22 protein-coding genes are annotated in these 23,438 nt (G+C 70.4%); 9 read left to right on the top strand and 13 right to left on the bottom strand.

Annotated features, from left to right (window positions below; all coding sequences use genetic code 11):
- Positions 1-43: 43 nt before the first annotated feature.
- Positions 44-1,456 (top strand): ATP-binding protein, encoded by a 1,413-nt coding sequence (locus B4V06_RS14865; RefSeq protein WP_498170430.1) that lies wholly within the window; start codon positions 44-46, stop codon positions 1,454-1,456.
- 53 nt (positions 1,457-1,509) lie between these two features.
- Here B4V06_RS14865 and B4V06_RS14860 read toward each other — a convergent pair whose 3' ends face one another.
- Positions 1,510-2,091 (bottom strand): class I SAM-dependent methyltransferase, encoded by a 582-nt coding sequence (locus B4V06_RS14860; protein ID WP_498170429.1) that lies wholly within the window; start codon positions 2,089-2,091, stop codon positions 1,510-1,512.
- Positions 2,092-2,176: 85 nt separating this feature from the next.
- Here B4V06_RS14860 and B4V06_RS14855 point away from each other — a divergent pair, with 85 nt between their 5' ends.
- Positions 2,177-2,791, top strand: a complete 615-nt coding sequence (locus tag B4V06_RS14855) for a GNAT family N-acetyltransferase (RefSeq protein WP_498170427.1) — start codon at positions 2,177-2,179, stop codon at positions 2,789-2,791.
- A gap of 30 nt (positions 2,792-2,821) precedes the next feature.
- On the opposite strand, the gene B4V06_RS14850 is transcribed toward B4V06_RS14855, so the two are convergent.
- From B4V06_RS14850 to B4V06_RS14840, 3 genes are all read right to left on the bottom strand, one after another.
- A complete protein-coding gene (locus B4V06_RS14850; protein WP_498170425.1) occupies positions 2,822-3,379 on the bottom strand; it encodes a TspO/MBR family protein in 558 nt (185 codons plus the stop codon).
- A 63-nt stretch (positions 3,380-3,442) separates the two neighbouring features.
- Positions 3,443-4,492, bottom strand: coding sequence for an AI-2E family transporter (locus B4V06_RS14845; protein ID WP_123112762.1), 1,050 nt, complete (start codon positions 4,490-4,492; stop codon positions 3,443-3,445).
- Positions 4,493-4,597: 105 nt separating this feature from the next.
- Positions 4,598-5,194, bottom strand: coding sequence for a DUF6149 family protein (locus B4V06_RS14840; RefSeq protein WP_498170423.1), 597 nt, complete (start codon positions 5,192-5,194; stop codon positions 4,598-4,600).
- Between the two features lie 132 nt (positions 5,195-5,326).
- On the opposite strand from B4V06_RS14840, the gene B4V06_RS14835 reads away from it, so the two are divergent.
- From B4V06_RS14835 to B4V06_RS14810, 6 genes are all read left to right on the top strand, one after another.
- Positions 5,327-5,908, top strand: a complete 582-nt coding sequence (locus B4V06_RS14835; RefSeq protein WP_123112760.1) for a DUF1684 domain-containing protein — start codon at positions 5,327-5,329, stop codon at positions 5,906-5,908.
- A 111-nt stretch (positions 5,909-6,019) separates the two neighbouring features.
- Complete coding sequence (locus B4V06_RS14830; protein ID WP_123112759.1) at positions 6,020-7,258, top strand: NAD(P)/FAD-dependent oxidoreductase; 1,239 nt, start codon at positions 6,020-6,022, stop codon at positions 7,256-7,258.
- A gap of 82 nt (positions 7,259-7,340) precedes the next feature.
- On the top strand, positions 7,341-9,575 hold the full coding sequence (locus tag B4V06_RS14825) for a PAS domain S-box protein (protein ID WP_498170420.1): 2,235 nt from the start codon (positions 7,341-7,343) through the stop codon (positions 9,573-9,575).
- Positions 9,576-9,670: 95 nt separating this feature from the next.
- Positions 9,671-9,886 carry a DUF7979 domain-containing protein gene (locus B4V06_RS14820; RefSeq protein WP_123112757.1) on the top strand — a complete coding sequence of 72 codons (216 nt, stop codon included), beginning with the start codon at positions 9,671-9,673 and terminating at the stop codon, positions 9,884-9,886.
- 81 nt (positions 9,887-9,967) lie between these two features.
- Positions 9,968-10,387 carry a DUF7124 domain-containing protein gene (locus B4V06_RS14815; protein ID WP_498170419.1) on the top strand — a complete coding sequence of 140 codons (420 nt, stop codon included), beginning with the start codon at positions 9,968-9,970 and terminating at the stop codon, positions 10,385-10,387.
- Positions 10,388-10,464: 77 nt separating this feature from the next.
- Positions 10,465-11,169 (top strand): MogA/MoaB family molybdenum cofactor biosynthesis protein, encoded by a 705-nt coding sequence (locus B4V06_RS14810; RefSeq protein ID WP_123112755.1) that lies wholly within the window; start codon positions 10,465-10,467, stop codon positions 11,167-11,169.
- 34 nt (positions 11,170-11,203) lie between these two features.
- Here the strand turns inward: B4V06_RS14810 and trpG are convergent, their stop codons facing one another.
- The 8 genes from trpG to B4V06_RS14770 form a co-directional block, all read right to left on the bottom strand.
- The gene (gene trpG / locus B4V06_RS14805; RefSeq protein WP_123112754.1) at positions 11,204-11,851 is read right to left on the bottom strand and encodes an anthranilate synthase component II; all 648 of its coding nucleotides are present in this window, start codon (positions 11,849-11,851) and stop codon (positions 11,204-11,206) included.
- Complete coding sequence (gene trpE, locus B4V06_RS14800) at positions 11,848-13,500, bottom strand: anthranilate synthase component I (RefSeq protein WP_498170416.1); 1,653 nt, start codon at positions 13,498-13,500, stop codon at positions 11,848-11,850. The genes trpG and trpE overlap by 4 nt, the downstream gene beginning before the upstream one ends.
- Positions 13,497-14,141, bottom strand: a complete 645-nt coding sequence (locus tag B4V06_RS14795; RefSeq protein ID WP_123112752.1) for a phosphoribosylanthranilate isomerase — start codon at positions 14,139-14,141, stop codon at positions 13,497-13,499. The genes trpE and B4V06_RS14795 overlap by 4 nt, the downstream gene beginning before the upstream one ends.
- Positions 14,141-15,190 carry an anthranilate phosphoribosyltransferase gene (trpD, locus tag B4V06_RS14790; RefSeq protein ID WP_123112751.1) on the bottom strand — a complete coding sequence of 350 codons (1,050 nt, stop codon included), beginning with the start codon at positions 15,188-15,190 and terminating at the stop codon, positions 14,141-14,143. Before trpD ends, B4V06_RS14795 begins: the two co-directional genes overlap by 1 nt.
- 117 nt (positions 15,191-15,307) lie before the next feature.
- A complete protein-coding gene (locus B4V06_RS14785; protein ID WP_498170414.1) occupies positions 15,308-17,020 on the bottom strand; it encodes an L-lactate permease in 1,713 nt (570 codons plus the stop codon).
- 191 nt (positions 17,021-17,211) lie between these two features.
- Complete coding sequence (locus B4V06_RS14780) at positions 17,212-17,472, bottom strand: hypothetical protein (RefSeq protein ID WP_123112749.1); 261 nt, start codon at positions 17,470-17,472, stop codon at positions 17,212-17,214.
- Between the two features lie 48 nt (positions 17,473-17,520).
- Positions 17,521-20,052: a DUF2309 domain-containing protein gene (locus B4V06_RS14775; protein ID WP_123112748.1), complete on the bottom strand. Its 2,532-nt coding sequence runs from the start codon at positions 20,050-20,052 to the stop codon at positions 17,521-17,523.
- The gene (locus tag B4V06_RS14770) at positions 20,052-21,551 is read right to left on the bottom strand and encodes a proton-conducting transporter transmembrane domain-containing protein (RefSeq protein ID WP_123112747.1); all 1,500 of its coding nucleotides are present in this window, start codon (positions 21,549-21,551) and stop codon (positions 20,052-20,054) included. Before B4V06_RS14770 ends, B4V06_RS14775 begins: the two co-directional genes overlap by 1 nt.
- 333 nt (positions 21,552-21,884) lie before the next feature.
- Between B4V06_RS14770 and B4V06_RS14765 the strand changes: the two genes are divergently transcribed.
- Entirely contained in the window at positions 21,885-22,901 is a 1,017-nt protein-coding gene (locus tag B4V06_RS14765) for an amidohydrolase family protein (RefSeq protein ID WP_498170411.1), read from the top strand.
- A 24-nt stretch (positions 22,902-22,925) separates the two neighbouring features.
- Here B4V06_RS14765 and B4V06_RS14760 read toward each other — a convergent pair whose 3' ends face one another.
- On the bottom strand, positions 22,926-23,399 hold the full coding sequence (locus tag B4V06_RS14760) for an Lrp/AsnC family transcriptional regulator (protein WP_123112745.1): 474 nt from the start codon (positions 23,397-23,399) through the stop codon (positions 22,926-22,928).
- Positions 23,400-23,438 lie beyond the last annotated feature (39 nt).

Here is a 23,438-nt window from a genome sequence, read left to right as displayed (position 1 = left end):
CGGTTCGACGCGCTTAACCGCGTCCCGCGGCTACGTCGCGCGGATGAGTAACCCGGCGCTCGACGTCGTCGAGTTCGTGCTGACGACGCACCTCTACACCGAGAACCGCGACCTCGACGAGAACGACCTGCCCCCGCGCTTCCGCCAGGTGTTCTGGTCGGACGACGCCGCCGACGACGCACCGGGCGGCGTCGAGCGACCGCTCAAGGCGACAAGCGAGACGACCCGAACCGCCACCGGCGTCGAGCACCCATGGGACGCCGTCTCGGACCTCCTCTTTACCCAACGCACCGAGTTCTCCGGCGAGATCTCGCTGACGCAGCCCGCGATGGCGCTGGAGTGGTACCGCGACCACGCCGACGCCGATCGGATCGCCCAGAACCCGACGGTCGTCGCCGCGCTCGAGCTCGCCGAGGACCTCGACGCGCCCGTGACCCACGAGGAGGCGCGCGACGACGTCCGGCCGATCCAGGCCGACCGCGTCTGGATCGACGCCTTGCTGGAGCAGTACTTCGACGAGGACGAGGACGGCGAGATGCTCGACCTCGTCAACGTGCAGGCCCCCGAGGAGATCGAGACGACGCTCGCCGACCTCGTGCTCACCGGCGACCAAGAGGGAGAGATCCAGAAGATCGTGAAGGCGATCGAGCACCGCGAGTACCTCGCGAGCATCGGCCTCCGCGAGATCGGGAAGCTGCTGTTCGTCGGCCCGCCGGGAACCGGGAAGACGACCGTCTCGCGGGCGCTCGCCCACCAGCTGGGGATTCCGCTCGTCGAGGTGAAGATGTCGATGATCACGAGTCAGTACCTCGGCGAGACGGCGAAGAACGTCGAGAAGACGTTCGAGGTCGCCAAGCGGCTCTCCCCGTGTATCCTCTTCATCGACGAGTTCGACTCGGTCGCGAAGACCCGCCGCTCCGACGAGCACGCCGCCCTGAAGCGCGCGGTCAACACCCTCCTCAAGTCGATCGACGAGGTGTCGCTCGTCCGCGACGAGGTCCTCCTCATCGGCGCGACGAACCACCCCGACCAGCTCGACGCGGCCGCGTGGCGCCGCTTCGACGAGATCGTCAACTTCCCCAAGCCGGACCGGGACATGCGCGCGGACATCCTCCGCGTCGTCACCCGCGAGATGAAGATCGCCGACTTCGACCCCGAGGAGGTCGCGGACCGCACGAGCGGGCTCACGGGGTCTGACCTCCGGATGGTGCTGCGCGAGGCCGTCCTCGGCGCGCTCACGGAGGACCGGATGACGATCACCCAGGAGGACGTGATGGAGGCGGTCGAGGACTTCGAGGAGCGCGACAACCTCAAGAACATGGACATGATCGACGGCGAGGGCGCGGAGGTGCTCGGCGAGACGGACTCGGGCGAGCAGGACCACACCCACGACGGCGACTCGTCCCACGAGGACGCGGCCCACGACCACGGCGCGCACAGCCACTCGCACGACTAGCGCGCCTCCGTCGTCGGGCTGTTCGCCTCCCTCGCGGATCGGTTCGCCTCCGGTTACTCTTCGCGCTTGACGCCCGCCACCGTGTAGCCGAAGCCGCGGTCGACGATCCGCGGATCGAGCCCGGCGTCGTCGAACGCCCGGGCTAGATCCGCCGGCGTCCGGAACCGCGACGCCATCCCGATCGCGTGCTCGGCGGCGACGAGGACGCGCCCCAGCGGGTGCTCGGGGTCGAACTCCCGGAGTACGAGCGCGCCGCCCGCCGCGAGCACCCGCGCGGCCTCCCGGATCGCGGCCTCCTGATCGGGCAGGTGGTGGAACGCGTCGACGATCGTGACCGCGTCGACCGTCCCGTCGCGGAACGGGAGGCGCCCCGCGTCGCCGGCGACGCCCGAGAGCCCCCGATCGTCGCGGGCGCGAGCAAGCATCCCGAGGGAGGCGTCGACGACCGCGATCTCCGGTCCCGCCAGCGCGGCGGCCGCTCGGCCGGAGCCGCCGCCGACATCGAGCAGCCGGTCGATCGGCCGCGTCGCGTGGTCGAGCCCTGCGGCCAGCGCCTCGCCGTTCGCCGGCGGCATGACGCGGTCGTAGAGGGGCGCCGTCAGGTCGAAGAAGCGGACGTCGCCGAGGCCGTGCATGGGCACTTTCGGCGACGAGGATATTTAAATAGTCGCGGCGACGCCGCGCCGCTCCGCATTTGTACTGCGGCGACGTAACGAGGCCATGGAGTACGCCGTCGTCGGCGAGCCGGGAGCGGGGGCGACGCTGCGGCTCGACTACCGGGTGTTCGCCTACGCCGGCAAGTTCGTCGTCGGCGCGCCGGGGAAGGCCGTCCTCCGGACGCCGGACGGCTCGCCGGCGGTCCCGGAGTGGGAGCCGGAGGAGCCGCTTCCGCCGACGGTCGAGGCAAGCGAGTTCGACGACGACGTGGTCGCCGCGATATCCTTCTCGCCCGACCGGACCGACCCCGCTTGCTGCCGCCTCCGGTACGTCACCGTCCACGTCGCGCGCCGGGGCGAGGGGCTCGGCCCGCGACTCGTCGATCGGACCGTTTCCCGGCTCGCGGCCGACGGGTACGACCGGGTCCGGATCGCGGTGAACAACCCGTTCGCCTACGCGGCGCTTTATAAATGCGGCTTCGCGTACACCGGCGAGCAGACCGGGATCGCCGAGCTGGAGCTGGAGCGCCCGGCGAGCGAGCCGGCCGCGGAGGCGGGCCCGAGCGGAGAGCGGTACCGCGCCGGACTCCGCGCCTTCCGCGAGGGCGACCGCGACCTCGACCCGCGCGAGGAGGGGTTCATCGCGGACCGGCTCGGGGAGGGTGGCGAGCCCGGGTAACCGACCGGCTCAGTTCAGCGCCCAGATCTCTCAGTTCAGCGCCCAGATCCCGTAGTTGAGCGCGGTCGCGAAACAGACCCACGCGAGGTAGGGAACCAACAGGAGTGCGGCCCGGCGGTCGACGCGGTCGAAGGCGGCGACCGTCGCGACCACGAGCGGGATCAGCGCGGCGAGCACGGCGAGCCCGAGGTCGGCGCGTTCGAGGCCCCAGAAGACGGGCGACCACGCGACGTTGAGACCGAGTTGGACGGCGAACAGCCCGAGCGCGGTCCGGGCGTCGCGGGCGGTCTCGGGATCGCGCGCGACCTCCGGCGCGTTCGCGACGCCCGCACCGCTGACCGCGTCGCGGCCCCGGAGGTAAACGAGCGCCGCGGCGGCGCCCAGCAGCGCGTACAGGATCGGCCAGACCACGCCGAACGCCCAGCCCGGCGGGTAGTACGCCGGCAGCGCGAGCTCTGCGAACCACGCGCTCTCGGTGGCGGTGAAGGGGACGCCGACCGCCCCGATCAGGTTGACGGCGACCGCGGCGGCGGCGATCAGGAGGGCGTCCCGGCGGTCCGGGAGTCGGGATCGGACGGCGGTTACCATACGCCAACGTACGCGGCTGGACGGCTTAAATCACGTCGCCGTCAACCCGCTGAATCCCGCCGCCTACCCGCCGCCGATCGCGTCGTAGTCCTCGCGGAACGTCTCCAGCGTCGCCGCGAGCACGCCGATGACGATGGGGCCGACGAACAGCCCGGTGAACCCGACCGAGTAGATCCCGCCGAACACGCCGAGGAGGATGACGGCGGGGTTCAGGTGCGCCTGCTGGTCGATGACGATCGGTCGGGCGTAGTTGTCCACCATCGCGATGACGAACACGCCGTACAGCGCGAGCAACACGCCGGCCGTGACCTGATCGACGACGACGAGGTACGCCGCGGCGGGTCCCCAGACGAAGAACGCCCCGATCAGCGGTAACAGCGCCAGCACGGCCATGACGAACGTCCAGAAGACGACGTTCGGGATGCCGGCCGCCCAGAGGCCGATCCCCGCGACCAGCGCCTGCAGCAGCGCCACGACGATGTGACCGATCACCACGCCGCGGGTCATCGCGTCGACGCGGTCGACGAGGTCCGCGGTGACGTCCGAAGGGAGGGGGCTCGTGTCGCGGATCCACCCCACGAACGCCGGCCCGTCGAGCAGCGCGTAGTAGACGAGAAACAGCGCCAGCGAGAGCCCCACCGAGGCGCGGAGCGTCGTGCTGACGACCCCGCTGACGCCGCCGAACAACGTGTTGACGAGGGCCTGACCGATTGTCGCGAGCACCTCGCCGACCTCGACCTCCTGACCGGTGAGCGCCGCGATCTCGGCCTCGATCGCCGCGACCTCGATGTCGGTGTTCCCCCGCGCGATCGCCGTGAGGTCCCGGACGAACACCCACGAGATGTACGCGACCGGGAGGATCACGGCGACGACCGATGCGACGATAAGCGAGATTCCGGAGAGCATCCGTCCGAGCCGACGGGACAGCGACTCCCCGACGCGACGCGCCAGCGTCCGACTGATCCCCCGTGAGAGCCGCACGTGGAACGGGTAGAGCACGTACGCGAGGATCGCCGACGCGATGACGTACTCGGCGAACGGCAGGATGACGAACAGCGTCAACAGCGCGACCGTGCCGATCAAAAGGAGGAGAAACGACTGGCCGCGGTTCATGCAGGGCGCTCTCGCCGCCGAAATATAAACGTGGGCGGCTCCCGAGACGGTGTCCGACTACGCGTCGACCCGACTACGCGTCGACTCCGTTATGCGCCTACCTCGCTACGCGCTCGCCTCGTCCTCGTCGAGCCCGGGCGCCGCGGCCGGGTCGACCTCGTCGGGCTCCTCGGTCTCGCCGCCGACGATCGTCTCGCCGTCGTCGGTCTGGACGTAGACGTCGTCGGCGAAGCCGGCGAGCGCGTTCTCGTACTCGGGGGTCTCCAGCCGCTCCGGCGTCTCGGGGGCGTCGGCGACGCCGTCGACGGGTCGGAACTCGCCGAGCGGGTCGTCGATCGTGATCCCGTGCGTCGTGAAGAACTCCTCGTAGCGCCGGTAATGCTCCTCTAACTCGTCGCCCGGGATCTCCATCATCTCCGTCCAGCCGTGGTTGAAGAAGTCGAAGTTGGCCTGCACGTGGGTGATCTCGCGGGCCTCGGCCTCCGGGAAGCCGGCCTCCAGGGCGGCCACGTACGCGTCCATCGTCCCGTCGAAGAAGTCGTCGAGGTGCTCGCGGCGCTCCTCCCGGCGCTCCTCGTCGGCCTTGTTGAGGAAGATGCTCGTGTGGAGGTCGACGAGCTTGTCGTTCGCGACGTCGCCGACGACCGGCGTCGTCAACGCCTTCTTCGCGGCCCAGTGGCGGATGTTCTGCCGGATCTTCATACGGTTCGTTGGGCCGGCACGACCTTGAATCTGTGGCGTTTCTGTCGCGTCGGACCGTCGACGAGCCGACGCCGGCCGCCCGCGAGAACCGACGCAAGTGTTATTGTACAGTATTCACAATACTAAGGTGAGATGAACGCGACCGAGACCGGCGACTGGGCCGAGCGGATCGAACGGGAGCGTCGCGAGAAGGAAGCGCAGTTCCGCGAGTCGGCGCGGTCGCCGCTGCCGATCGGGATGCGCGGCGACGCGTTCCCCGGGCTCGCGTACTACGATCCGGACCCGGCGTACCGGTTTGACCTCCCGCTCCACGAACACGACGAGAAGGAGACGATACCCGTCGAAACCACCGCGGACGGCGAGCAGACGTACCGCCGGTGGGGGGAGTTCCGATTCGAGATCGACGGCGAGACGCACTCGCTGCAGGCGTATCGCCCGACGGACGGCTCGGACCGGTTCTGGGTACCGTTCCGCGATCAGACCAACGGCGAGGAGACGTACGGCGCGGGGCGGTACCTCGATCTCATGCCCGACCGCGACCGTGCCGACGACGAGTGGACCCTCGATTTCAACGTCGCGTACAATCCCACGTGCGCGTACAACCACGCCTACGAGTGCCCCCTGACGCCCACGGAGAACTGGCTCGACGTCCGGATCGAGGCCGGCGAGCGCGACTTCCCCGCCGAGCCCGCCGGCGCCGGCGACCGCGACTGAGCGTATCGATCACGACGGGGAACGGGCCCGACGCGGGACCCGAGCGTGTGAATATCACGGTTGTCAACGCGGATGACAACCCACATTAACCCCGAATCCGAACGGCCGCACATGAGCGATTCGTACGTGATCGTCGGGGACGGTATCGCGGGCGCGTCCGCGGCCGAGACGCTGCGCGAGCAAGCGCCTGACGCCGAGATCACGGTTCTCACCGACGAGGGGGAGTCCCTCTACAACCGGATCCTGATCAAAGAGTACGCGAAGGGGAAACTCCCCGAGGCCCCCATCTCGATCCACCAGGAGGGGTGGTACGACGACCACGACGTCGACCTCCGACTCAACACGGTCGTCGTCGACATCGACGTCGAGAACGACGCGATCCACACCCACGAGGGCGAGACGTTCGAGTACGACACGCTGCTGCTCGCGATCGGCGGCACGCCCCAGCAGCTCCCGGTCGACAACGCCGACGCCGACGGGATCCACCACTTCTGGACGTTCCAAGACGCCCGCAAAATTAAGGAGAGCGTCGAGGACGCCGAGAAGGCCGTCATCGTCGGCGCCGGCCTCCTCGGTATCGACTTCGCGGCCATCTGCGGCGCGCAGGACGTCGAGGCGAAGTACCTGATGCGCGGCGACAACTGGTGGCGCTACGCGCTCTCCGAGGAGGGCGCGGAGATCATGCACGACGCGATGCGCGAGCGCGGCGTCGAGCCCGTCTTCGGCTCCGGCGTCGACCGCTTCGAGGTCGACGACGAGGGCCACGTCGTGGCCGCGGTCGACCCGAACGGCGAGCGCCACGAGTGCGACTTCGCGGGCGTCGCCATCGGCCTGAACTTCAACACCGAGCTCGTCGAGGACACGCCGCTGGAGCTCGAGGACGGCGTTGTCGTCGACGAGTACATGCGCACCAACGTCGACAACGTGTTCGCCGCGGGCGACATCACCACCTTCAACGACTTGGTCCTCGGCGAGCGGGCGAAGAACGGCTCGTGGGGCTCGGCGAAAGAGCAGGGGACTGTCGCCGCCCGCAACATGCTCGACTACGGCAGCGAGGAGTTCAGGTGGGTCTCCTCGTACTCGATCACGCACTTCGACTTCCCGTTCCTCTCGTTCGGCCACCCGACACTCGGCGACGATTCGGTCGAGGCGACCACCGCCGAGGGCGAGTGGCGCCGCGTGGCGCTCAAGGACGGCAAGGTCGTCGGCGGCGTCCTCATCGGCGACCTCTCGCCGCAGTCCGCGTTCAAACAGCTCATGCGCGAGGGCCGCGACGTGAGCGGCCAGACGGAGCTCCTCATGGAGCCCGGCTTCTCGGTCGACGACCTGGCGGCGACGACAGAGCAGTAACGCCGCCGTCGCTCGGGCCGTTTTCGTTCCGCGGAACCGAGCCAGTAGATTTTCACGTCTGTCGGCCGTATTCTCGTTCCTGATGCCACGCGAACCGTCCGCCGACTCCCCGTCGCCGCCGGGCGGCGGCTTCGCCGCTTCGTTCGTCGAGGGATGTTCTGATCCGGTCATCTCCGTCGACGGCGACGGCGCCGTCGTCTACGCGAACCCGGCGGTCGAGTCGGTCCTCGGCTACGACCCCGCCGAGCTTCGCGGCGGGCGCTTCGCGGAGCTGATCCCCGAGGGGCGCGACGACGAGCGCGTCCGCTCGCTCCGGCGGCGGCTGTCGTCCCCCGCGGAGCTGGCCGAGGCCGGCGGCTTCGCCTGTCCCCTGCGGCACGCCGACGGGCGGACGGTCGCCTTCTCCGTGCGGTTCCACGAGCACCGCCCGTCCGGCGAGCCCGTGTACACCGGGGTGTTTCGGGACGGCGTCGAGGAGGCGGCCGCACGCGACCTGCGGACCTTCCGTAACCTCGTCGAGCACGCCGGTCACGCCGTCTACGTCACCGACACCGACGGGACGATCGAGTACGTCAACCCGGCGTTCACCGAGAACACGGGGTACGATCCCGACGAGGCGGTCGGCGAGACGCCGGCGATACTCAACTCGGGTGAGATGTCCGACGAGTACTTCGGGGCGCTGTGGGAGACGATCGAGGCCGGCGGCGTGTGGGAGGAGGAGATCGTCGATCGCCGGCGCGACGGCGAGACGTACCACGCCCACCAGACGATCGCGCCGGTGTTCGACGAGGACGGCGACGTCTCCCGGTTCGTCGCGATCCAGACCGACGTGACGGAGCAGCGCGAGGCCGTCGGGCGGCTGAAGCAGTACCGCGACGTCGTCGAGGCGCTCGGCGATCCGATCCTTCTCCAGAATCGCGACGGCGAGTTCGAGCTGCTTAACGAGGCGGTGAGCGACTTCGCCGGCGTCCCCCGGGAGGAGCTGTACGGGAGGGACGAGTTCGCATTCATGGACCCCGAGACGGCGGCCGAGATCGCCGAGCGCCGGCGGGAGGTGCTCGACCGGGAGGAGCCGGTCGAGTACGAGGTGTCGCCGACGTTCGAGCGCAGCGACCGCGAGGCGACGTTCAACACGCGGCGGTCGCCCTACTACGACGCCGACGGCGAGTTGGCTGGCACCTTCGCGATCTGCCGGGATATCACCGACATGAAGCGCCGTGAGGCGGAGCTCGAGCGCTACGAACGCGCCGTCAACGGGGCGACCGACCTCATCGCCGCCGTCGACCGCGACGGTCGCTTCCTGTTCGCGAACCCCCAGTACCGGGCGTACCACGAGATCGGAGCCGACGACGTGCGGGACCTCACGCTCGCGGACGTCGTCGACGACGATCGGTTCGACGACGTGGAACGACACGTCGACCGCGCGCTGCGGGGTCAGCCCGTGGAGTACCGGACGAAGCGCACGCACCCCGTCCGCGGAACGCGCACGTTCGACGTCCGGTACTACCCGCTGGAGGACCCCGACGGAGACGGGGTCGCCGGCGTGGTCGGCGTCCTCAGAGACGTGACCGACAGCGAGAACCGGGCGCGCCAGCTCAGCGTCGTGGACCGGGTGCTTCAGCACAACCTCCGGAACGCGCTGACGGTGATCCGGGGACGGGCGACTGAGATCGTCGAAACGGCCCCCGAGGTCGACGGCGACTCCGACGGCGGCGACGGCGACGCCAACGGCCCCGACGGCGGCGGCGATGTCGCTGTCGCCGCCGAGGCGGCCTCGTACATCGTCTCGCGGGCGGACGACCTCCTGACGACGAGCGAGAAGGCCCACCACATCACCGAGATCCTGAGCGACGCGCCCGAGGTGGAGCCGATGGACGTGGGGCGTGCCGTCGACGGGGTGGTCGAGTCGATCGCCGCCGAGTACCCGGACGCGGACGTCTCGGCGTCGACGCCGGCCAACGGGGAGGCCGTCGCCTCGGCGACCGCGTGGCTCGACCGCGCGCTGGCGGAGCTCGTCCGGAACGCGATCGTCTACCACGACGGGGACCCGACCGTCGACGTGACAGTCGAGACGACCGCGGAGGCGATTCGGGTGCGAATCGTCGACGACGGCCCCGGCCTGACCGACATGAACCGCGACGTGCTCGAGACGGGGCGCGCCGTGGACGCGCTGTACCACGGGAGCGGGCTCGGCCTGTGGCTCGTCTACTGGGTCCTCCAGCAGTCGGGCGGGTCGGCGACGGTCGAGGATGTCTCGCCCCGCGGGACCGCGGTGACGGTGACGCTCTCTCCCGCGCCCGAGCGACAGCGCTCTTGACCGCCGACCCGCGCGCCTGACCGTCGGTCTCGGCGTCGTCCCACGCGCTCGGAACCGGCGTAACGTTTATCATGATCTATGGTGTGTGTTATCGTATGTCACTCCGAGAGACGGGGCGGCGGCTCCGGCTCCGCCGAACCGGCTGGATCCCGCCGGACGCGCGGGTCCGTCACTACGACGAACTCGGCGAGGACGCTCAGATCCTCGTCAGAGAGCTCGCCGGGCGACCGCGGACGGCGCCGGAGCTCGACGACCTCGACGACGGCGACTTCGTGAAGTTCACCGACTACTACCAGGTCCGCACGCGCTGAGGACGGCGACGCGGCGTCGGCCGACCTCGATACCCGCTGCGGAAGCGAAGTTGTTTTCGCCCGCCGCGAGAACGCGTATCCATGGACAGTGGCGGATCTACCGACATGACGCTCGCGTTCGAGCTGGAGGCGCTGAAGGCGCTCGCTGACCCCAACGACGTGTTCAACAACGCCCGGCAGTGGACGGAGTACGTCGGCGTCGTCAGCGAGAAGCCGACGTACGTCGTGACCAACTTCACCCGGAAACACCGCGTGCGTCAGGACTTCTTCTCGGGCCCGCGCGGCGTCGAGGAGAGCTTAGAGAACATCGCCGGCCAGTTCGACACGGACCGGCACGTGTTCGTCGGCGTCGACGACGAGGACGAGGCCGTCGCCGAGGCCACCGGCTGGGAGTTCCTGCAGGTCGAGGACGCGGCCGAGGCCGCCGGCTGGGTACTCGCGACCGAGGAGCCGGACGAGGACGAGGCGCCCGAGGAGCCGTCGCGCGACGACTGGCCCTAAGTCGGCGTCGCCGGTGACGGCGCGAGCGACCGCCGCGTCGGGGAGGTGTTTTCACCGTCGACGGGATACGTGGAGCCATGAGCGACGCGCACGACCACGACGAGGAGGGAGATGGTCACGGCGAGGGAGAGGGCCACGGCGAGAGCGACCGCCATCACGACGAGGGGCACGACCACGACCACCACCACCACGACGCCGATTCGATCGCGGTCGCGGTCATGACGGTGTCGTCCTCGCGCTCGCTCGACGAGGACCCCTCCGGCGACTACGTGGCCGCCGCCTTCGAGGAGGCCGGCCACGAGGTCGCCGTCCGCGAGCTGGTCCCCGACGAGTACGACAGCGTCCAGGGGACGGTAGACCGGCTGGCCCGCCGCGAGGACACGGACGTCGTCGTGACCACGGGCGGGACCGGCGTGACGCCCGACGACGTGACGCCGGAGGCGGTCGCCGGCCTCTTCGCGAAGAAGCTTCCCGGCTTCGGCGAGCTGTTCCGCCGGCTCTCGCAGGAGGAGATCGGGACGCGGACGATCGGCTCGCGGGCGACCGCCGGGATCGCCTCCGCCACGCCCGTCTTCTGTCTGCCCGGCTCCGAGAACGCGGTGCGGCTCGGCGTCGACGAGATCATCCTCTCCGAGGTCGGCCACCTCGTCGGGCTCGCCGGGCGGGGCGTCGACGAGACCGGCGAGGAGGTGAAGGCGGAAGACGCGGGCGAGGAAGAAGACGACCACGACGCGGGCGAAGAAGCGGACGCCGGCGGCTCGGCCGACGACGGCTCGGATTGACGCCCTCCCCGCGCTGAAGCGCGAGGGGTCCCTTTTAAATAGACGCGAGGAAGTTCCGGATCAGGTCGTGGCCCGCAGCGGTCAACACGCTCTCCGGATGGAACTGCACCGCCTCGATCGGGTGGTCGCGGTGGCGGATCCCCATCACGATCTCGTCGCCCTCGTGGTCCGTCGTCGCCGTCACCGCGAAGGCGTCGGGGACCTCGGTGGCGGCCAGCGAGTGGTACCGCCCGGCGCGGAACCCCTGATCGAGCCCGGCGAACACCCCCTTCCCGTCGTGGTCGACCGGGAACGCCTTCCCGTGGATCGGCTCCGGGGCGTGACCGACGGTGCCGCCGTACTCGTACACGGCGGCCTCGAGGCCGAGGCAGACGCCGAGCGTCGGGACCTCGGGCGAGAGGTCGCGGAGCACGTCGGTCGTCACGCCCACGTCGCGCTCGTTCTTCGGGTGACCGGGACCGGGGCTGATGAGGATCGCGTCCGGCTCGGCGTCCCGGATCTCCGCGAGCGACGCGGTGTTTTTAAACACCGTCACGTCGATCGGCTCCGGTTCGCCGCTCGCTTCGGCTCCGGCGTCGTCCCCGTCGCCCGCCGCGCCCTCGTCGCCGAGCGTCTGGTCCGAGACGTACTCGACGAGGTTGTACGTGAACGAGTCGAAGTTGTCGACGACGACGACGTTCATTCGTCGACCTCCGCGCCGGCCGGGAGGGGGTCGTCCTCGGGCGACTCCTCGTCCCGGATCCGGTCGATCGCGGTCAACACGCCGTCCATCTTCTGTTCGGTCTCCTCGTACTCGGCGGCCGGGTCGGAGTCGGCGACGAGCCCGGCGCCGGCCCGGACGGTCACCGCGGTCTCGGCCGGGTCGCTCGCGCCCGCCGGCGACTCGTCGAGCGTCGCGGTCCGGATCACGATGGCGAAGTCGGCGTCGCCGGTCCACGCGTAGTAGCCGACGCCGCCCCCGTACGCCTCCCGCGGGGTGGTCTCCAACTCCTCGATGATCTCCATCGCGCGCACCTTCGGCGCGCCCGTGAGGGTGCCGGCGGGGAACGTCGCGCGCGTCGCGTCGAACGCGTCGGCGTCGGCCGCCATCGTCCCCGTGACCGTCGACTCGATGTGCTGGACGTGGCTGTACTTCAGCACGTTCATGAACTCCTCGACGCGGACGGAGCCCGCCTCCGAGACGCGCCGGACGTCGTTGCGCGCGAGGTCGACGAGCATCGTGTGCTCGGCGCGCTCCTTCGGGTCGGCGAGCATCTCGCCGGCGAGCCGGCGGTCCTCGACCGGACTCGTCCCGCGGGGGCAGGTGCCCGCGATCGGGTTCGAGACGATCCGGTCGCCCTGCACCGACACCAGCGTCTCCGGGCTCGCGCCGACGATGCTCCGGTCGTCGTGGCGCAGCACGTACATGTACGGCGAGGGGTTCACCTCGCGGAGCGCCGCGTACAGCCCGAGCGAGTCCACCTCGCCGCGGAGCTCGCGGCTCCGCGAGATCACGCCCTGGTAGATGTCGCCGTCGAGGACGTGCCGTTTGGCGGTCCGGACCGCCTCCTCGTACTCCTCGCGGGGGTCGGCCGACTCCGACGCCACGCGGATCCCGTCGGGCTCCGGCGGCGCGGCCTCGCGCAGCTCCGCCCCCACGCGCTCCGCCTCGGCGACGAGGTCGTCGTAGACGGCCGCGGGGTCGTCGTCGACGCCGATCACGGGCGTGAAGACGAGCTCGGCGCTCCCCTCCTTCTCGTCGAAGACGACCGTGCGGGTCGTTAACGCGAACTCGGCGTCGGGGAACTCGGTCTCCGGCCGCTCGACGCCGACCTCCTCTAACCAGAGGTCGTAGACGGCCTCGTACGCGAGGAAGCCGACGAACCCGCCGGAGAGGATCTGGCGGTCGGTGTCGGGGAACCCGCGCAGGCTCACGTCCGGGAACGCCGCGCGGATCCGGTCGACCGCGTCGCCGGCGGCGGGGCCGATCTCTTTCTCAGATCCGTCCCCGACGAACTCGGCCGCGGGGCCGAGCCGAGTCACGTCGGTGCGGTCGGGGTGGACGGAGACGATCGCCTCGGGGTCGTAGCCGACGAACGAGTAGCGGGCGTGCCGGTCGGCCTTCCCGCCCGACGTGAACGCGCCGTCCGGGTCGCTGGAGGCGACCTTCTCGCCGGACTCCAAGAGGAACCCGTACGGCCCCTCGCCCACGAGGGTGGCGTACGTCGCGAGCGGGGTCACGTCGGCGTCGAGCGTCGCTGACGCGCGGACGACGACCGGGCGCTCGGCGTCGGCGGCGAGCTCGACGAACGCGGCTTTCGAGCGGTTCAGCGGGGAGCCGTCGTCGCTCATGCGAGCTCCATCTCCCGGCCCGCGTTCGCGACGAAGCGGGCCACTGCGTTGTGGTCCTTCCGGCCGTCCGCGAGCTCGACGCCGGAGGCGACGTCGACGGCGAACGGGTCGGCGACGCGGACCGCTTCGGCGACGTTGTCGGCCGTGAGCCCGCCGGCGAGCACGACCGGCGACGTGAGCCGGGCCGCCAGGTCGCCCGTCTTCGCCCAGTCGTGGGTCTCGCCGGTGCCGCCGGCGCCGGCGTCGTCGGTGGAGTCGATCACGAGCGCGTCGGTGACGGCGTCGAACTCCTCGGCGCGGGCCGGGTCGTCGGCGTCGACCGCGAGCAGCACCTTCCGCTCGGTCTCCGCGCGGATGTACCGGATCTCGTCGGCGGTCCACTCGCCGTGGAGCTGGAGCGCGTCGGGCCCGATCGTCCGGACCAGTTCGACCGCGCGCTCGGCGGAATCCGGCATCGTGACGAGCGTCGCGGTGACGAACGGCGGCACGTCCGCGAGCAGTTGCGCCGCCGTCGCGGGGTCGATCTCGCGCCCCGAGTCGACCGGCACCTCCGAGATCACGCCGACCGCGTCGGCGCCGGCGTCGATCGCGGCCCGGAGGTCCGCGCCGCGCGTGAGCCCGCAGATCTTCACCCGGGCCATCAGTCGTCGTCCTCCGGCCCCGCTGTCGCCCCCGTTTTCCGGGCTCCTCCGTCGCCGCACAGCGCCGCGAACTTCTCGGCGGCCGCGCCGGAGTCGATCGCCTCGGCGGCGCGCTCGACGCCCGCCTCGAGGGAGTCGGCCTCGCCGGCGACGTAGATCGCCGCGCCGGCGTTCGCGAGGATCAGGTCCCGTTTCGGGCCCGTGACGGAGCCGTCGACGATCCCGCGCAGGTCGGCCGCGTTCTCCTCGGGGGTCCCCCCGGAGACGGCCTCGATCGGGGCGCGGTCGAGCCCGAGGTCCTCGGGGGCGAGCGTGAACTCGGTGACGTCCTCGCCCTCGACCTCCGCGACGACCGTCTCGTCGTGGATCCCGATCTCGTCCATCCCCGCGCCGTGGACGACCAGCGCGTGCTCGACGGGCATGTGCGCGAGCGCCCGGGCGATCGTCCCGACCAGTTCGGGGTCGTAGACGCCGAGCACCTGCGCGTCGGCGCCGGCGGGGTTGGTGAGCGGGCCGAGCACGTTGAAGATCGTCCGCATCCCGAGCTCCTTGCGCGGGCCGATGACGGCCTTCATCGCCGGGTGGAAGACGGGCGCGAGCATGAACCCGATCCCGTCGGCCTCGATGGCGTCCTCGACGGCCGGCGGCTCGGCCTCGACGTCGGCGCCCGCGACCTCCAGCACGTCGGCGCTCCCCGAGGAGGAGGAGACGGAGTAGTTGCCGTGCTTGGCGACCGGGACGCCCGCGCCCGCGGCGACGATGGCGGCGGTCGTCGACACGTTGATCGTGTCGTGGTCGTCGCCGCCGGTCCCGCAGGTGTCGACGAGGGGCTCGCGGTCCGGCTCGATCGTCCGGGCGGCGTCGCGCATCCCCTGCGCGAAGCCGGCGATCTCGGCCTCCGTCTCGCCCTTCGCCCGGAGGGCGGCGAGGAGCGCGCCGATCTGCGCCTCGGTGGCCTCCTCGAAGACCAGCCGCGCGGCCTCGCGCGACTCCTCGACAGTCAGATCCGCCCCGTCCGTCACGCGTTCGACCGTGTCGTTGATATCCATAGTGTTCACCGATGTATTACTTCGCGTTGTGATGTACAAGTCTGTACACTAATTTAACCCTGTCGCCGCGACGGGACGCGTTCACACGACGAGAAGCGAGCGACGGCCGGCCCCGGCTCAGAACAGGCCGGGGACTAGGACGTACGTCAGCAGCATTCCGAACAGCCCGGCGAACAGCGCGAACAGCGCCATCGGGACGATGGCCTTCCGCAGCAGGTCGCCCTCGCGTCCGGTGATCCCGACGACGCCGCAGATGGCGGCGACGTTCAGCACCGACACCATGTTACCGAGGCCGCCGCCGACGTTCTGGAGGCTGACGACGATCGTCCGGGAGAGCCCGACCGTCTCGGCGGCGTTGTACTGGAGCACGCTGAAGAGGATGTTCGACGACGTGTTGCTGCCGGTCATGAACGACCCGATGGCGCCGACCCACGGCGAAACGACCGGCAGCAGGCCGCCGGCGCCCATGGCGAGCGCGCGGCTCAGCGCCTCCATCATCCCGAGCAGGTCGGCGGTGTTCGTCTGCGACTGGATCATGATCTGCGTCATCGAGACGGCGATGATCAGCGTGAGCGCCGCGGGCGCGACCTGCGTCACCGAGCGTCGCCAGGCCGCCCCCATCTCGTCGGCGTCCATCCCGTGGAGGAGACCGGTGAGGATCGCGATGGGGATGAACGGCATCGTCCCCGGGAGGTAGAGGTACTGGAGGGTGTAGCCGAGCTCGGTGCCTAGGATCGAGTCGAGGCTGACCGTGAAGCTCTGGATCCAGCCGAGCACGGCGACGCCGCCGACCGTGAGGTCCGGCCAGCGCGTGACGAGCAGCGCGAGCGCGACGAGCAGGTACGGCGTCCACGCGAGCAGCACGGGCATCTCTTTTCTCGGCCGGTCCCGAGCGATCTCGTCGAATTCCAGCCCGCCGAGCCACGTGTCGGTCCACGTCGACTCGTCGGGGAAGTCCCACTCGCGCTCCGGGACGAGGACGTCGTTGTTCGCGAGCAGGAGGCCGACCGCGAGCACCACGAACCCGGCCGCGATGTCGGGGAGCGCGGGGCCGACGAACCACGCGATCAGGAGCTGCGTCCCGCCGGTGACGGCGCCGAGGAGCAGCGCGAACGGCGCGATGGGGAGGGTGCTCCGCACGGCGCGCGAAACGCTCCGTCCGCCGTCGGCGTCGCCGAACCAGTAGGTCAGGAAGAACACGCCGAGCAGCCCCCAGAAGACGTACGTCACTCCGGTGACCACGCCGCTCCAGGCGGAGACCATCGAGAGGAACTCGCCGACGCCCATCGAGCCCGACAGCGCCGGTTCGATGACCGCGCCGGTGCCCCCGATGACGGGGGTGCCGGCCGCCCCGAACGGCGGGTTCGGCGCGTTGAAGAAGAGGCCGAACACCGCGGCGGCCAGCGGCGGAAACCCGAGGCCGATGAGCAGCGGCGCGGCGAGCGCGCCCGGCGTCCCGAAGCCGGCCGCCCCCTCGATGATCGTCATGAACCCGAGACCGACGAGGAGCACTTGGATGCGACGGTCCTCCTCGATCTGTCCGAAGTACCACCGGATCGTGGCGATGGCGCCGCTGCCTTCGAGGTAGTTCATCAGCAGGATGGCACCGAACACGATGAGGATGATGTCCACGGCCTGGAGCACCCCGTACACCGCCGACGCGACAAGCCAGTTTGGCTCCATGCCCCAGTAGGTGAGCCCGATACCGGTCGCGAGGAGCCAGCCGACCCCCATCGCTCGCGCCGCGGACCAACGGAGCCCCGCGAGCAGCACGAACGCGACGCCGATCGGCACGGCACCGACGAGTGCGAGTGAGAGCACGTTAGTCATGGTTGGTGACTACGACCATGCGTCACCGTCGCGCGACCGCCCATATGTAATTTTCTTTTCCCGTGACATCAATCCGAGATGCCGACTGCTGCCCCCGATTTTTAACATTATTATAAATGATATATCTCGATCGAGGGCGCGGTCGCGAGGCCCCCGCGAGAAAGCCTCGCCCGCTCTCTCGCGGCCGCCCGTCACCCGTCGGCGAGCTGGATCCCCCGCGCAATCACGTACATCAGCACGACGCCCGCGCCGACGGCCAGCACGAACTGCGACGCGACGGTCAGGAGGCCCGCGAGCAGCCCTCCGGGGCCGACAAGCAGCGTGATAAGGAACAGGAGCAGCGCCGCTCCTCCGAACAGGATGACGAGCCCGGCGAGCGGCAACGCCTCCGACAGGATCTGACCGAGGTCCAACTCTCCCGACGCCTGATCGATGAACGGCGGTGACGACATGGTCGTACCGTCTGCGCACACACTTATAAATGGAGCAGCGCGCCCGCGTCAGTCGTCGGCGGCCGCGGGGGCGACCGGATCCTCCGGCTCGGTCGGCGCCTCCGGGTCACTCGTCGCTTCCGGCCCGGCCGGTGCCTCCGGTTCCGCCGCCGACGGCTCGGACATCGGCTCCCACTCCATGCCGCGCTCGTACCGGAACGCGCGGTGGTCCCGGGTGGGGTCGACGACCGTCAGCGAGAGCCACTCGTTGTCGAGCAGCTCGGTCACCTCGTCGTGGTCGGCCAGGGCGTCGGTGACGCGCTCGACCGGCGCGTGGAGGACCGCGGAGAGCCGGAGCGGCTGATGGTACGGCGTCTCGTGGTCGGCCATCAGCGACTGGCGGGGGAGGCCGGTCATCAGATCGCCGCCGTTGCCCTGGTAGACGCCGACGTTGCCGACGGGGTTCTGCGTCGCCTTCGACCCGCTCCCGTAGGCCGCGTTGTCGACGGTCGAGAAGTAGTACTGGGCGTTGATCCACTGGGTGACGACCATCGGCCCCGCGAGGATCGACTCGAGCGCGTCGCCGTCGGGGTCGGTCGACCAGTCGTACGAGTGGAGGAACGCGCGGCCGTCGAGGTCGAGGTCGCTCGTCAGCTCGCGGGGCCCGACGACGAAGCCGGCGTTGCCGGCCAGCCCCCACTCGGGACGCGTCTCGGCCCAGTCGCCGGCGCGGCGCTCGGTCTCCTCGACGCCCGCCACGGCGTCGGCACCCATCGACGCGGCGCGCTCGGCGGCCGCGCCCTCGCGGGCGGCGTCGAGGTCCGCGCGCAACCGCGCGAGGTCGTCCGCGTGGCTCTCCGGCACGTCGCCGTACAGCTCGACCTCGTCGGTCGTCGTGTTGTGCTCGCCGGCGAGGAAGACGGTGTCGTCGGGGACGTCGAAGCCGCGCTCGCGCAGCGCCGCCTTCACACCGGCGTCGTTGCAGATCGACGCGAGGACGCGGGCGTTCGGCCCGCCGGGGTTGCCGGCGCACGCGCCGCAGTCCAGGCTCGAGTCGTACGGGTTGTTCGTCGTCTCGCTCGCGTGCCCGACGAAGGCGACGAGCCGGCCGAACTCCTCCCACCCCATCAGCTCGAAGGCGGTCGCGGCGTACTCGACCTTCTCTTCATCGGTCAGCCCCACGGGCAGGTCGCCCGCGTGAGTGTGCTGGTGGTGGACGGTCTGCTCGCAGAACTCGCGGTCGTCGGGCACCGCGTCGTCGGCGGCCCCCAGCAGGTCGCGGACGCGACCCGGGAGGAGCGTGCGGGCCGCGAGCGCGAGCCCGTAGCCGCTCCCGGCGTTCTCGACGAAGCCGAAGGCGCTGGCGGGGTTCGTTTTCAGCTTCTTGACGACCTCGCCCGCGACCTCGCGGACGCTCGACCGGCGGTCGCGACGCGCCCGCGCCTCCCGCTCGGTCGGGATCTCGCTGATCCGGTGTTGCGGTTCCAAGATCGGCGGACAGGCGTCGACCGACGTCTCGGCGTCGTACCCCTGATACTCCATCGGGACGCCGAAGAAGCCGGCGTAGCCGTGGGTCTCGTAGTCGCCCTCGGCCTCGACGTGACGCCGGATCACCTCCGAGCGGGTGTCGATGCAGAACACCAGCTGCGCGTCGGGGCGGTCCGACGGTCCGCCTCCCGCGGCCGGCGACTCGCCCTCGGCTGCCGGCTCGCTCTCGGCCAACGCCCGGCTCTCGGCGGCGACGCGGTCGACGACCTCGGTGCGGTAGCTCGCCTCCCACGCGCTCAGGAACGCCTCGGCGAGCTCGTCGGCCGGGTCGGCGTCAGCGGCGTCGGGGCCGGTGGCGGCGTCGAGTTCGACGCCGAACCCGTCGAGCAGCGCGAGACGCACCGCGAGGTACTCCGCCAGCGTGATCGGGCACGCCGACTGCCACGCGCCGTCGTCGTCCGCGCGCCGCTTGATGAAGCCGGTCCACCCCGGGAGCGCGGCCAGCTGCGCCTCGAAGATCGGTACCCACTGGCTCTCCGGGTACGGGTCGAGGACGGCCTCGATCGCTTCGGTCGGGGTCTCGGGGAGCGACGCGAGGATCCCCTCGTCGGGGACCGCGGCGTCGTGTGCCGCCACCTCGCGGAAGGCGGCGTAGAACCCGTCGTCGCGGTCCGGCATCGACCACGCGGCGTGTCCCTCGTCGAGGAAGGCCGAGAGCCACTTCGTCAGCACGTGGTCGACCCGCTCGGCCCCCTCGTCAGACGGGGCCGCGTCCTCGTCAGACGGCGCCGACTCGACCGCGGCGTCCACGCGCTCCAGCAGCGTCTCCGGGTCGGCCTCGTAGCCGCGGTCAGCGAGCTCCGACTCGAGCGTCTCCCGGTCGATCCGCCCGTCGTCGAGCGCGGCCCGGAACGCCTCCCGGCTCGGGTAGCCGCGGCCGCCCAGCAGGTCGGCCGCCTGCGTCACCGCCTCGTCGAACGGCACGTTCTCGAACCCCGAAAGGGGGTTGGCGGTCACGAACGAGTGGATCGGCCAGACCGACCCGACCGTCGCCGCCGCCTCGTCGATGCTGTCGTGGATGACGCTGTCGTCGATGGTTGATTCGGTGCTCATTAGGCGCCTCCGTCGTCGTACTCTCCGGTGTTCGTCAGGACGGTACCGGGGGACGGGTGCCCCGCGTTCAGCAGCGCGACGTAGAGGCGCCGGCTGCGCTCGTGGACGCCGGCCTCCATCGCGAGGTACGCCGCGAGGAAGGCGACGGCCACGAGACCGTGGACCGCGGTCAGCTCGGTCGGCGCGGTGACGACCGGGAGCCCGGCCAAGAGCGTCGAAACGGCCCTGTACACCAGCGCGTACACGGTGATTGCCGGAAGGAAGGCCAGCGGGACCGCGCCGTAGCGGACCCCCGCCGGGAGCTCGGCGTGCCCGACCGCGCCGCGCGCCGCGTGGAGGGTAGTGAAAACCACGAACAGGACGAGCAGGAGACCGCTGTCGACGCTCGTCCCTTTCCCCGTCAGCAGCACGAAGACCGCGCCCCCCGCCAGTCCGGTCGCCAGCGTCACGGCGAGATCGAGGACGCGGAATCCGCCGGTCGCGTCCTTCGCCTTCTCGGCCGGGCTCGTCCGCTCGATCCCGCCGCCCGCGCCGAGGAACTGGTACGCCTTATAAAACCCGTGCAGAATCAGATGGGTGATCGCGGCCCCGAAGAAGCCGAGGCCGGCCTGCATGATCATGAATCCCATCTGCCCCACCGTGGAGCAGGCCAACTTGCTCTTAACGTCCGGGCGGACGGACTTGAGGAGCTTCCCAAGCAGCGCGCTGGCCGCGCCGACCGCGACGATCGCGAGCATGAGGGTCGCGTCGCCGGTGACGACCGGCGCGAAGCGTAACAGGAGGACGCCGCCGGCGTTGACGAAGCCGGCGTGCATCAGCGCCGACGCCGGCGTGGGCGCGGTCATCGAGGAGAGGAGCCAGCCGTGGAACGGCACGAGGGCGGACTGGATCATCGCCGCGAGGACGAGCGAGCCGGCGGCGACGAGCCATATCGGCCCGCCGAGCGCGTCGGCGGCCGCGGCGACGCCCGATACCGTCGTCGCGCCGGTCGCCCACCAGAGCGCCGCCAGCGCGACGCCGAGGAGCGCGCTGCTGGCGACGAAGTACCGCCGGGCGACCGCCGCGGCCGCCCGCGCCTGCTCCCAGCCGTCGACGATGCCGATCAGCCTCGCCATCGCCAGCCCCATCGCCAGCCACAGCAGTCCGAACAGGGCGAGGTGGTCGGCCGCGACGAGCGTCATCACGACCGTTACGAACCCGAACACGGTGAGGAAGAACTCCGTCTCGTGGGCGCTCCCCGCCATGTAGCGGCGCGAGTAGCTGTGGACGACGCCGCCGAAGAAGGCGACGACGACCCACATCAGGACGGTCAGCCCGTCGACGGCGACGACCCCGGGGATCTCCGGAGCGAACCCGAACCGAACTCGGCCGACGAGCGCGGCGACGCTCGCGGCGAACAGCGACCACGCGAGCCACGTGAGTGCGACGGGCACGACCGGCCTCTCGGCCGTCGTGTCCGGGAGCGCTCCGACCGCCGGTTTCGAGGTAGACCCTGACATCGTTCAGTCCGTGCGACCGTTCTCGGCAGCCGACGTGACTCCGCCGGGCCGATTCTGGTCGTCTTCACTCCGCTTTGAGAACAGATTGTGTATTAAATCTATTTATCTTCACAATTCGTTCGATATAACTACATTATAGAACATTATAGTTATTGGCGGCGGCAGAGGGGACTAGGCAAGGAGAAGGGTGGTGACGGGTCCGCGGGCCGGCTCGGACCGGCCGTCGCAGTCTCGCCGCCGCGACTGATCCGCTCCCGTTCGTCGACCTCGTTCACGGTTCGTTCGCGATCCGCGTTCAGAAAACCATATCGTTCTCCGATCCGCACTGTCGGTATGGAGGAGATAACGGGGACCGTCCTCGCCGGGGAGTCGTTCGAGCCGACTCGCGGCCGCGTCGTTGTCGAGGACGGCCGGATCGAGGCCGTCGAGGAGGTCGAAACGGGGTCGACCGACATCATCGCGCCCGCGTTCGTCAACGCGCACACGCACCTGGGTGACTCCGTCGCGAAGGAGGCGGCCGTCGGGCTGTCGCTCGACGAGGCGGTGGCCCCGCCGGAGAGCCTGAAACACCGGCGGCTCGCGGCCGCCGACCGCGCCGAGCTCGTGTCGGCGATGCGCCGGACGCTCCGATACATGCGGCGGACGGGGACGGTCTCCTGTCTGGACTTCCGCGAGAACGGGGTGCCCGGGGCGCGGGCGCTCCGCGAGGCGGCGGCGCCCCTCGACGTCGACCCGTTCGTCTTCGGGAGCGGTGACCCCGCCGTCCTCGATGTCGCCGACGGATACGGCGCGTCCGGCGCGAACGACGACGCGTTCGACGCGGAGCGCGCCGCCTGCGCGGAGCGGGGCGTCCCCTTCGCCATCCACGCCGGCGAGCCGGACGCGACCGACATCCACCCGGCGCTCGACCTGGAGCCGGACCTGCTCGTCCACATGGTGCACGCGGAGCGAGAGCACCTCGACCGCGTCGCTGAGCAGTCGGTGCCGATCGCCGTCTGCCCCCGTGCGAACACCGTTCTCGGCGTCGGCGACCCGCCGATCCGAGAGCTGCTCGATCACGCGACGGTCGCGCTCGGCACGGACAACGTCATGCTGAACTCCCCGTCGATGTTCCGCGAGATGGCGAACGCGGCGAAGCGGTTCGACGTGACCGACCGGGAAGTCCTCCGGATGGCGACCGCCGCCGGCGCCGAGATCGCGGGGCTCGACTGCGGCGTCATCGAGCCCGGTCGCCGGGCGGCGCTCGTCGTCATCGACGGCGGCTCGGACAACCTGGTCGACACCGAGGACCCGGTGCGAGCCGTCGTCCGTCGCGCGAGCGCGCTCGACGTCGACCGCGTCGTTATTTAACCCGGATTTTAAACTGATCGCGGATTAGGAGTCGGTCTCGGCGTCGAACGTCCCGAACGGCGTCGTCTCGTGGCTCCGCACGAGGACCTCGTCGGCGACGGTGAGCCCCATGTCGAGTAGCTCCTGTGCCACGGGCGTGATGTCGTCGTCCGACTCGCCGACGACCGTCACGAGGAGGTTCTGCTCGCCGGTGACCAGCTCCTGGACCGAGACGACGCCGTCGACCTCGAGAATCTCCGGCAGCAGCTCGCCGCGCTCGGGTATCGACGCGGTGCAGTAGAGCAGCATCCGGAGCGGGTACCCCGACCGCTGGTAGTCGACCTCGGCGCTGTACCCCTTGATCACCCCGTCGGACTCGAGGCGCTGGATGCGCTTGCGGACGGTGCTGTCCGAGGTCCCGGCCCGCTCGGCGATGTCACCGGACGAGGTGTTCCGCGCGTCTTCCTGTAACGCGTACAGGATCGCCCTGTCCACGTCGTCGATCGCTTCGTCGGCCATACCGGTGGCTCCGTGGCATGGCCACTTTACTTTTATATA

The sequence above is a fragment of the Halorubrum sp. B53 genome (genome assembly GCF_059752395.1).
The sequence above is the reverse complement of the archived record's forward strand: the minus strand, read 5'-3'. Positions and strand labels throughout refer to the sequence as shown.